Here is a 10,226-nt window from a genome sequence, read left to right as displayed (position 1 = left end):
GGGCGGAGCCCCCCTGGTTTTGGGTAAAGGGGCGGGTCTGGGGCGCACCGCGAGGTCACACCACCGGCTTGCCCGTCAGTTCCACCCCCGCCTCCCGCAACGCGTCAATCGCCCGCTGCGTCGTCTCCACCGCCACCCCGGCCGTGAGATCGAGCAGCACATGGGTCCGAAACCCCTCCCGCACCGCATCGAGCGCCGTGGCCCGCACACAGTGATCGGTGGCGATCCCGACGACGTCGACCTCCCGCACCTGCCGCTCCCGCAGCCACTGCGCCAGCGGCGTCCCGTTCTCGTCGACCCCCTCGAAACCGCTGTACGCGGCGGTGTGCGCACCCTTGTCGAAGACGGCGTCGACGGCGCCGGAGGCGACGGCGGGGGCGAAGTTCGGATGGAAGCCGACGCCCTCGGTGCCGGCCACGCAGTGCGGCGGCCAGGAGTCGACGTAGTCGGGGTGGTCGGAGAAGTGGTCACCGGGGTCGACGTGGTGGTCACGGGTGGCCACGACGTGGCGGTAGCAGGCGGAGGTCTGGCCGATGAGCTCGGTGACGGCGGCGGCCACGTCCGCGCCGCCCGCGACGGCGAGGCTGCCCCCCTCGCAGAAGTCGTTCTGCACGTCGACGACAATCAGGGCGCGGCGCATGGCGGATGTCCTTCGTTAGCGTGATGAACCGAGCGTAGAGACTTCAAGTGCGTTGCGGGAGAGGGCACTTGGCGCACTCACCGGGGCACTCACACGAACTCCGTCGGGATCACCGCCTCACCGCGCGACAGCTGCGTCGCGGACAGCGGAAGCCGCGCCCGCGCGGCCGCGTGCCGCTCACGGACCGTGTCGAGGGGCTCGCGGGCGACGACCTCGCCGCCCTTGACGAGCTCGACGTGCAGCTGCTTGTCGGCGAGGGCGGAGGGCACGGGTCCGGTGCCGACGACCTCGGCCTCGGCCACCCCGTGGGCGTCCACGCGGCGCGCGGCCCACTTGCGGCCGCCGAGCGAGGACTTGCCGCCGAGGGACTTCTTCGCGACGGGTTCGAGCGGGGCCTTGGGGCCGGCGGAGCGGGCGCGGGCCACCAGCTTGTAGACCATGGAGCAGGTGGGGTGCCCGGACCCGGTGACCAGCTGGGTGCCCACGCCGTACGCGTCCACGGGCGCCGCCGCGAGCGAGGCGATGGCGTACTCGTCGAGGTCGGAGGTGACCACGATCTTGGTGTTCGGGGCGCCGAGCTCGTCCAGCTCCTTGCGCACCCGGTGCGCGACGAGCAGCAGGTCGCCGGAGTCGATGCGGACGGCGCCGAGCTCGGGCCCGGCGATCTCCACGGCCATGCGGACCGCCTCGCCCACGTCATAGGTGTCGACGAGCAGCGTCGTGCCGCGCCCGAGCGAGTCCACCTGCGCGCGGAAGGCGTCGCGCTCGCTGTCGTGCACGAGGGTGAAGGAGTGGGCGGAGGTGCCGACGGTCGGGATGCCGTAGCGGAAGCCCGCGGCGAGGTCCGAGGTGGTGGTGAAGCCGCCGACGTACGCGGCGCGGGACGCGGCCACCGCCGCGAGCTCGTGGGTGCGGCGCGCGCCCATCTCGATCAGCGGCCGGCCGCCCGCGGCGGAGGCCATGCGGGACGCGGCGGCGGCGATCGCCGAGTCGTGGTTGAGGATCGACAGGATCACGGTCTCCAGGAGCACGCACTCCGCGAAGGTGCCCTCGACCCGCAGGATCGGCGAGCCCGGGAAGTACACCTCGCCCTCCGGGTAGCCCCAGATGTCCCCGCTGAAGCGGTACGAGGCCAGCCACTGGAGGGTCGGCTCGTCCACGACGCGGCGCTCGCGCAGGAAGGCGAGGACGTCGGCGTCGAAGCGGAAGTTCTCGACGGCGTCCAGGACCCGCCCGGTGCCGCCGACCACGCCGTAGCGGCGGCCCTCGGGCAGTCTGCGTGTGAAGACCTCGAACACGGACCGCCGGTGCGCGGCGCCCGACTTGAGGGTGCCCTGCAGCATCGTCAACTCGTAGTGATCCGTGAAGAGCGCGGTCGACGGCACGTCGACCGGCAGCCCCAGGTCATGCTCCCCAGAGTTCATAGGAGGATGCTACCCGCATCTCGTCACTCTGACGATTTCAGGGGCCCGTTTGTGCGGTGGGCCCTTGCGGGTGGCAGCATGGGACGGGTGAGTAGCGCGGCTCCTGTAGAGATCACACGCCCGGACGCGGAAGAGGAGACCTTCGCGGTCCCCGAGCCGGACGTTCCCTGGATCACGCTCGTGCACAACGACCCGGTCAACTTGATGAGCTACGTGACCTATGTCTTCCAGACGTACTTCGGCTACTCGAAGGACAAGGCCACGAAGCTGATGCTCGACGTGCACCACAAGGGCCGGGCCGTCGTCTCCGCGGGTACCCGCGAGGAGATGGAGCGCGACGTGCAGGCGATGCACGGCTATGGACTGTGGGCCACCCTTCAGCAGGACCGGAAGTAGCGACGCGACTGATGCCAGGACACTTTGAACCGATCCCCGGGGGCGGCGCGGCCGTCGCGCTCGACGAGGTCGAGATCTCGATCATCCGCTCGCTCGCCGTGCAGCTCCTGGAGCTGATCGGCCCGGGCGACGAGCCGGCGGGCGCCGACGGCGACCCCTTCGCCGAGCTGTTCGCCGAGGGTCCGAGCGAGCCGCCCGCCGACCCGGTGCTGATGCGCCTGCTCCCGGACGCGTACGGCGGCCCCGGCAGCGAGGGCGGCGACGCGGAGGAACTGCGGGCGTACTCCGCGGAGTTCCGCCGCTTCACCGAGAACGACCTGCGGGCCCGCAAGCGCGACGACGCCCTCGCGGTCGTCCGCTCGCTCGACGCCCTGACGGTGGCGGGCGAGGGCGGCGCCGTCCTGAAGCTGTCGGCCGACGACTCGCGGCGCTGGCTCGGCGCGCTCAACGACCTGCGGCTCGCGATCGGCACCCGGCTCGAGGTGACCGACGAGGACGACACCGAGGTCCTGTACCGCCTGCCGGACTCCGATCCGCGCAAGCCGATGGTGATGGCCTATCTGTGGCTGGGAGGGCTGCAGGAGACCCTCGTCGAGACGCTGATGGCGTGACGGTTTCCTGACGCTCCCGTGACGCCCGCTTGAAGATCGCGGCCGTTCGCTCAGCGGATCCTCAAATCCGGATAACGATCAGGTCACCTCGATGCCCCGCTATGTCGATCGAAGGGCGTTTTGTCCGCTTCTTCCTGTGGCGTAGGTCACGGATGGCTCATTCGATCACTGTGACGGTCGTGATAAATGTTCTCGACCGCTCGGTGACGCCACCCATGTTCACCGAGGGCGCCAGGGGCCGACAGACCGTCGGCGGCACTCCATCACCATCCGGGGGATCACGACCTGGTCCGCGGCGAAACCGCAGTTCGCGGCGCGGATCAGCATGGAGAAAGGCGTCACCATGACCTCAGTGCAGGTCGAAGAACACGGCGACGAGCGAGTCGGCAACGAGGCCGCGGCGGCTGGTTCAGCAGGCCCGTCCGGCGACAACGAGGGTTATCAGCGCGGGCTCGGCGCCCGGCAGATCCAGATGATCGCGATCGGCGGTGCCATCGGCACCGGCCTGTTCCTCGGCGCGGGCAAGGCCATTCACAAGGCGGGCCCGAGCCTCATCCTCGCGTACGCGATCGCGGGCCTCGTGATCTTCTTCATCATGCGGGCGCTCGGCGAGCTCCTCATGTACCGGCCCGTCTCGGGCTCGTTCTCCGAGTACGCGCGCGAGTTCGTGGGCCCCTTCTTCGGGTTCGTGACCGGCTGGACGTACTGGCTCTTCTGGGTCGTCACGGGCATCACGGAAGTCACCGCGGCCGCCCAGTACATGCAGTACTGGACCCATGGCTCCATTCCCCAATGGGCCTACGCGCTGATCTTCACCGTCATCCTGTACGGCGCCAACCTGATCTCCGTGAAGCTCTTCGGCGAGCTGGAGTTCTGGTTCTCCATGGTCAAGGTCACCGCCATCATCGGCATGATTCTGATCTGCGCCGGCATCCTCACCATCGGCTTCTCCGACGCCGGTGACACCGCGTCCGTGTCGCACCTGTGGGACAACGGCGGCTTCTTCCCCAACGGCATCGGCAACACGCTGATGACCCTCCAGATCGTGATGTTCGCCTTCCTGGCCGTGGAGCTGGTCGGCGTCACCGCGGGTGAGTCCAAGGACCCGAAGAAGACCCTGCCCAAGGCGATCAACACCGTGCCGTGGCGCATCGCCGTCTTCTACGTCGGCGCCCTGATCATGATCCTCTCGGTCGTGCCGTGGACGGCCTTCCAGCCCGGCGTCTCCCCGTTCGTCGCCGCCTTCGAGAAGATGGGCCTCGGCATCGGTGCCGCGATCGTGAACTTCGTGGTCCTGACCGCCGCGCTCTCCTCCTGCAACTCGGGCATGTACTCCACCGGCCGCATGCTGCGCGACCTCGCGCTCAACGGCCAGGGCCCGAAGTTCTTCACCAAGCTCACCAAGAACGGCCTGCCGCTCGTCGGCACCACCGCGTCCGCCGCGCTGATGCTCGTCGGCGTGTGGATCAACTACCAGTGGCCCGGCGAGGCGTTCAACTACGTCGTCTCCTTCGCCACCATCTCCGGCATGTGGGCCTGGATCATGATCCTGGTCTCCCAGATCAACTACCGCCGCAAGGCCGACGCGGGCATCCTGCCCCAGTCCACGTTCCGCGCCCCGGGCGCCCCGTACACCAGCTGGTTCGCGCTCGCCTTCATCGCCATGGTCATCGTGATGATGGGCATCGACAAGGACGCGCGGATCTCCCTGTACTGCGCCCCGATCTGGGCCGCCATCCTGTGCGTGTCCTACCTGGTCCTGAAGAGCCGCAACCCGGAGGCGGCTGCCTTCAAGAAGCGCGAGCACGGCGGCCCCGCCGTCGAGTCCGCCACCCCGGTCACCAAGGACTGACCTCCGGGCACTTGCCCACGATGCGGGCCGTCACGTACCACATGCTGGTACGCGGCGGCCCCTTCGTACGCCTGGGCTGCATATCCTGGCCGGCATGCTGACCATCACCCAGGCCCTGCACGACCAGATCGTGGCGCACGCGCGCAAGGACCACCCCGACGAGGCGTGCGGCGTCGTCGCGGGCCCGGCGGGCAGTGACCGCCCCGAGCGGTTCGTCCCGATGCTGAACGCGGCCCGCTCGCCCACGTTCTACGAGTTCGACTCCGCCGACCTGCTCAAGCTCTACCGCGAGCTCGACGACCGCGACGAGGAGCCGGTCGTGATCTACCACTCGCACACGGCCACGGAGGCCTACCCCTCCCGCACCGACATCAGTTACGCCAACGAGCCGGGCGCCCACTACGTCCTCGTCTCGACCGCCGACGCCGACGACGCGGGACCCTTCCAGTTCCGCTCCTTCCGCATCGTGGACGGCGAGGTCACCGAGGAGGACGTCCAGGTCGTCCAGGCATACTGAAGCCGACCTTTGAGGCGGCAGGACCCAGGAAGCCGGTGCGAATCCGGCGCGGTCCCGCCACTGTGACCGGGCACGCGTGCCCGCCAGCCAGGAACTGACCTGCCGCCCCACGCCCACTTCGCACAGGGGACGCGGAAATCCCCTGAGGAGGCCCGCACCCATGCGCACCCGCGTGCTGCTCGCCGCGGCGGCGATCCTGCTGCCGCTCACCGCCTGCTCGGCGTCCGACTCGGACAAGGACTCCGGCAAACCCGCGCCCAAGGCCGCCGGATTCCCGTACACCGTCACCAACTGCGGTGTGCGGACGACGTACAAGGCACCGCCCGAGCGCGCCGTCCCCATGAACCAGCACGCCACGGAGATCCTCCTCGAACTGGGCCTGAAGGACCGCATCGCGGGCACCGCCTACCTCGACGACAAGGTCCTCCCGAAGTACGCGAAGGCGTACGCGTCGCGCCCGGTGCTCGCCAAGGAGTACCCCTCGTACGAGCAGCTGCTCGCCGCGAACCCCGACTTCGTGTACGGCGGCTACGCCAGCGCCTTCAACGCGAGCGACGGCCGCAGCCGGGACGCCCTCGCCAAGTCCGGGATCAACACCCGCCTCAACGTCGAGGGCTGCGCCAAGAAGCCCGTCACGATGGACGACCTCTACCGCGAGGTGCGCGAGACCGGCGCCACCTTCGGCGTCCGCGACCGCGCCGAGCGCTGGGTGCGCGCGGCGAAGGCCACCCTGGCCGCCGAGAAGTCCAAGGCCGCCAAGGACCGCAAGCGCCCGTCCGTCTTCGTCTACGACAGCGGCGACAAGACCGCGTTCACCGCGGGCGGCCGCGGCATCGGCAACGAGATCATCGAGCGCGCGGGCGCCCGCAACGTCATGTCCGACCTCGACAAGTCCTTCGGCGACGCCTCCTGGGAAACGGTGGTCGACCGCCGCCCCGACGTCATCCTCATCTACGACTACGGCGCGACGACGGTCGCCCAGAAGAAGAAGCGCCTCCTGACCGACCCGGCCCTGCGCGACGTCCCCGCCATCAAGAACAAGCGCTTCGCGGTCCTGCCCCTGTCGGACGTGGTCCTCGGGGTCAGGGCACCGGCGGCGGTGAAGAAGCTGTCGGAGCAGCTCTAATGCAGCCCGTCCGGCGTTTGAGGACGAGCGCGAAGCGCGATGAACGGGGGTGCCAGGGGGCTGGCCCCCTGGTTCGGGAAGGGGCGGGCCAGGGGCGCACCCGCGAGGCCCCACCCACCCGCACCCTCCGCTACGCCACAGTCATGGCCACCCTCACCATCGCCCTCGCGGCCGCAGGCATCGCCGCGCTGACCTACGGCTCAGTCAAGATCCCACCCGCCGAGGTGCTCGACATCCTCACGGGCAAGGCCACAGGCCCGTCCCCGTACCGCACCATCGTCCTGGACGTCCGCCTCCCCCGAGTCCTGCTCGGCGCGGCCGTCGGCGCCGGCCTCGCGGTCATCGGCGCCACCCTCCAGGCCCTGGTCCGCAACCCCCTCGCCGACCCGTTCCTGCTCGGCGTCTCCTCGGGCGCGTCCGTCGGCGCGGTCGGCGCGATCGTCCTGGGCGGCACCTTCGGCGTCGGCACGGCGCTCGCGACGACGGTGACGATCCCGGCCGCCGCGTTCGTGGGCGCGTTCCTGACGCTGGTCGTCGTGTACGCGCTCGCCCGCACCGGCGGCGGGGGAGTGGCCACCGGGCGCCTGATCCTCGCGGGCGTCGCCGTCTCGTACATCCTGTCCGCGCTCACCAGCCTGATCCTGGTGACGGCGGAGCGCGCGGACCACCTCAAGGAGGTCCTGTACTGGACGCTCGGCGGCCTCGGCAGCGCCCGCTGGGACATGCTCGCGCTGCCCCTGACCGCCCTGGTGATCGGCACGGCGCTGCTCATGGCCCTGGCCCGCCCGCTCGACCTGCTCCTCGTCGGCGACGAGGGCGCGACGGTCCTCGGCCTGGACACGGCCCGGTTCCGGGCGGGCGTCTTCGTCCTCGCCTCGCTCCTGACGGGCGCGCTCGTCGCGTACAGCGGGGCCATCGGCTTCGTCGGCCTGATGGTGCCGCACGCGGCCCGCATGCTGGTGGGCGCCGCGCACCGCGCGCTGCTCCCGGTGGCGGCGCTGATGGGCGCGGCGTTCCTGGTGACCGCGGACCTCGCGGCGCGCACGGTGGCGGCGCCGCAGGACCTGCCGGTGGGAGTCCTGACGGCACTGACGGGCGGCCCGTTCTTCCTGTGGCTGCTGCGCCGGAACAAGACACAGGAAGGAGCGGCAGCGTGAGGCTCCGCGCCGAAGACCTCTCGTACGAGATCCCGTCGGGCCGTCGGCTCGTCGACGCCGTCTCACTCACCGTCTCCGCAGGCGAGACCGTCGGCCTCGTCGGCCCCAACGGCAGCGGCAAGACGACGCTCCTGCGCTGTGTGTACGGGGCGCTCAGACCCAGCGCGGGCCGGGTGCTGCTCGACGGCGCCGACCTGGCCGACGCGGGCCCCAAGGCCCGTGCGCGCCGGATCGCCACGCTCCCGCAGGACACCCAGGCCGGCTTCGAGCTCACCGTGCGCCAGATCGTCGCCATGGGCCGCTCCCCGCACAAGCGCTTCTGGGAGGCGGACACGGCCGCCGACGAGGAACTGGTCGGCGCCGCCCTGGCGCGCGTGGGCGCCGCGGACCTCGCGGGGCGGATCTTCGCGGGCCTCTCCGGCGGCGAGCGCCAACGCGCCCTGATGGCGAGGGCGTTGGTGCAGCAGCCGGACGTACTCGTCCTCGACGAGCCGACGAACCACCTCGACGTGCGGCACCAGCTGGAGATCCTCGGCCTGGTCCGCGACCTCGGCACCGCCAACCTCCTGGCCCTGCACGACCTGACGCTCGCCGCGTACTACTGCGACCGCCTGTACGTCCTCGACGGCGGCCGCGTCGTCGCGTCCGGGACCCCGGAGTCGGTCCTGACCAGGGAACTCCTGGCGGAGGTGTACGGCGTCGCGGCCGACGTCGCCGTCCATCCGGCGACCGGCGCCCCCACGGTGACGTACCTCCCGCAGCGCTCTCCCGCCGTCGGCTAGCCCCGCCCCGTCCGATGCCTCGCCCGGTGCCCCGTCCGCTGGCCGAACGGGATCCGTCCGCTATCCGAGATCACATTCCGGGACCCGGACCGGGAATCGTTACGATGAGCGCATGGTTTCGAACGACGTGAGCATCGATACGACGCCGGGCGCCCTGCTCGTCGGCCGGCTGCACGTCGACCTGTGCCGTCTCTCCAGCGCCATCTGTCGGCGCTGAGGTGCGCCGCCGCGACGCCGCGCGCCCGCGCGAGCCCCGGATGGCCGCCCGCCCGGACGCCGGGCGCCCCGCCCCCTGATCAGGCCGGGACCTTCCCCGCGCCCGCACCGCCACCGTTCGAAGCCCCACTCAGGCCCCACTCCCGCCCCTCTCCCGACAGGAGCCCACCGCCATGGCCATCGAGGTCCGCATCCCGACCATCCTCCGCACCTACACCGGCGGCGAGAAGGCCGTCGAGGGCAACGGCGACACCATCGCCGCGCTCTTCGCCGACCTCGAGTCCCGGCACGCGGGCATCCAGGAGCGCCTCGTCGACAAGGACAAGGGCAACCAGCTGCGCCGGTTCGTGAACGTGTACCTGAACGACGAGGACGTCCGCTTCCTCGACGGCGTCTCGACGAAGCTCTCCGACGGCGACAGCGTCACGATCCTGCCGGCCGTCGCCGGCGGCATGGTCTGACGGCAGCCCGGCTCACCGATGCGTTACGACTCCCCGCTCGCGGCCGTGGGCAACACCCCGCTGGTCCGCCTCCCGCGCCTGTCCCCGTCCAGCGAGGTCCGCGTCTGGGCCAAGCTGGAGGACCGCAACCCGACCGGCTCCACCAAGGACCGGCCCGCGCTCCACATGGTCGAACAGGCCGAGAAGGACGGCCGGTTGACGCCCGGCTGCACCATCCTGGAGCCCACCTCGGGCAACACCGGCATCTCGCTCGCCATGGCGGCCAAGCTCAAGGGCTACCGCATCGTGTGCGTCATGCCGGAGAACACCTCCCAGGAGCGGCGCGACCTGCTCACCATGTGGGGCGCGGAGATCATCTCGTCGCCCGCGGCGGGGGGTTCCAACACGGCCGTACGCGTCGCCAAGGAGCTCAGCGCCGAGCACCCGGACTGGGTGATGCTCTACCAGTACGGCAACCCCGACAACGCGGGCGCCCACTACGCCACCACCGGCCCCGAGATCCTCGCCGACCTCCCCTCGATCACCCACTTCGTGGCGGGCCTCGGCACCACCGGCACCCTCATGGGCGTCGGCCGCTATCTGCGCGAGCACAAGCCCGACGTCAAGATCGTCGCCGCGGAGCCGCGCTACGACGACCTCGTCTACGGCCTTCGCAACCTCGACGAGGGCTTCGTTCCCGAGCTCTACGACGCCTCCGTGCTCACCACGCGCTTCTCCGTCGGCTCCGCCGACGCCGTGACCCGCACCCGCGAACTCCTCAAGGAGGAAGGCATCTTCGCCGGTGTCTCCACCGGCGCCGCCCTCCACGCGGCCCTCGGCGTCGGCCGCAAGGCCGTCAAGGCCGGCGAGCCCGCCGACATCGTCTTCATCGTGGCCGACGGCGGCTGGAAGTACCTGTCGACGGGCCTCTACACCGCGGCCACCACGGAAGAGGCCATCGAAACGGTCCAGGGCCAACTCTGGGCGTAGCCTTCGCGGGGCGCCCCTGACCCGCCCCTTCCCGAACCTGGGGCTCCGCCCCAGACCCCGCTCCTCAAACGCCGG

12 protein-coding genes and 1 riboswitch are annotated in these 10,226 nt (G+C 70.8%); of the genes, 10 read left to right on the top strand and 2 right to left on the bottom strand.

Annotated elements, in window-relative coordinates:
- Positions 1 to 55: 55 nt before the first annotated feature.
- Both ACFWZ5_RS42250 and ACFWZ5_RS42245 read right to left on the bottom strand, forming a co-directional pair.
- On the bottom strand, positions 56 to 640 hold the full coding sequence (locus ACFWZ5_RS42250; RefSeq protein ID WP_384804142.1) for an isochorismatase family protein: 585 nt from the start codon (positions 638 to 640) through the stop codon (positions 56 to 58).
- Positions 641 to 729: 89 nt separating this feature from the next.
- Complete coding sequence (locus ACFWZ5_RS42245; RefSeq protein ID WP_384804144.1) at positions 730 to 2,064, bottom strand: nicotinate phosphoribosyltransferase; 1,335 nt, start codon at positions 2,062 to 2,064, stop codon at positions 730 to 732.
- A 78-nt stretch (positions 2,065 to 2,142) separates the two neighbouring features.
- Here ACFWZ5_RS42245 and clpS point away from each other — a divergent pair, with 78 nt between their 5' ends.
- The 10 genes from clpS (at position 2,143) to ACFWZ5_RS42195 (ending at position 10,151) form a co-directional block, all read left to right on the top strand.
- Complete coding sequence (gene clpS, locus ACFWZ5_RS42240; protein ID WP_384804146.1) at positions 2,143 to 2,460, top strand: ATP-dependent Clp protease adapter ClpS; 318 nt, start codon at positions 2,143 to 2,145, stop codon at positions 2,458 to 2,460.
- Between the two features lie 11 nt (positions 2,461 to 2,471).
- Positions 2,472 to 3,071, top strand: coding sequence for a DUF2017 domain-containing protein (locus ACFWZ5_RS42235; protein ID WP_384804148.1), 600 nt, complete (start codon positions 2,472 to 2,474; stop codon positions 3,069 to 3,071).
- 343 nt (positions 3,072 to 3,414) lie between these two features.
- On the top strand, positions 3,415 to 4,923 hold the full coding sequence (locus tag ACFWZ5_RS42230; protein ID WP_384804150.1) for an amino acid permease: 1,509 nt from the start codon (positions 3,415 to 3,417) through the stop codon (positions 4,921 to 4,923).
- A gap of 94 nt (positions 4,924 to 5,017) precedes the next feature.
- On the top strand, positions 5,018 to 5,440 hold the full coding sequence (locus ACFWZ5_RS42225) for a Mov34/MPN/PAD-1 family protein (RefSeq protein ID WP_384804152.1): 423 nt from the start codon (positions 5,018 to 5,020) through the stop codon (positions 5,438 to 5,440).
- Positions 5,404 to 5,558: riboswitch (cobalamin riboswitch) on the top strand. It overlaps the preceding gene by 37 nt.
- Positions 5,559 to 5,600: 42 nt before the next feature.
- The gene (locus ACFWZ5_RS42220) at positions 5,601 to 6,566 is read left to right on the top strand and encodes an ABC transporter substrate-binding protein (RefSeq protein WP_384804154.1); all 966 of its coding nucleotides are present in this window, start codon (positions 5,601 to 5,603) and stop codon (positions 6,564 to 6,566) included.
- A 143-nt stretch (positions 6,567 to 6,709) separates the two neighbouring features.
- The gene (locus ACFWZ5_RS42215) at positions 6,710 to 7,723 is read left to right on the top strand and encodes a FecCD family ABC transporter permease (RefSeq protein WP_384804156.1); all 1,014 of its coding nucleotides are present in this window, start codon (positions 6,710 to 6,712) and stop codon (positions 7,721 to 7,723) included.
- Entirely contained in the window at positions 7,720 to 8,505 is a 786-nt protein-coding gene (locus ACFWZ5_RS42210) for an ABC transporter ATP-binding protein (protein WP_384804158.1), read from the top strand. Before ACFWZ5_RS42215 ends, ACFWZ5_RS42210 begins: the two co-directional genes overlap by 4 nt.
- Before the next feature lie 112 nt (positions 8,506 to 8,617).
- Complete coding sequence (locus tag ACFWZ5_RS42205; RefSeq protein WP_384804160.1) at positions 8,618 to 8,722, top strand: putative leader peptide; 105 nt, start codon at positions 8,618 to 8,620, stop codon at positions 8,720 to 8,722.
- A gap of 172 nt (positions 8,723 to 8,894) precedes the next feature.
- Positions 8,895 to 9,182 carry a MoaD/ThiS family protein gene (locus ACFWZ5_RS42200; RefSeq protein ID WP_384804163.1) on the top strand — a complete coding sequence of 96 codons (288 nt, stop codon included), beginning with the start codon at positions 8,895 to 8,897 and terminating at the stop codon, positions 9,180 to 9,182.
- Between the two features lie 18 nt (positions 9,183 to 9,200).
- A complete protein-coding gene (locus tag ACFWZ5_RS42195; RefSeq protein WP_384804165.1) occupies positions 9,201 to 10,151 on the top strand; it encodes a PLP-dependent cysteine synthase family protein in 951 nt (316 codons plus the stop codon).
- Positions 10,152 to 10,226: the final 75 nt, after the last annotated feature.

It is taken from the genome of Streptomyces sp. NPDC059003 (assembly GCF_042740445.1).
GTDB lineage: Bacteria > Actinomycetota > Actinomycetes > Streptomycetales > Streptomycetaceae > Streptomyces.
This window is presented reverse-complemented; position numbering and strand designations above follow the sequence as displayed.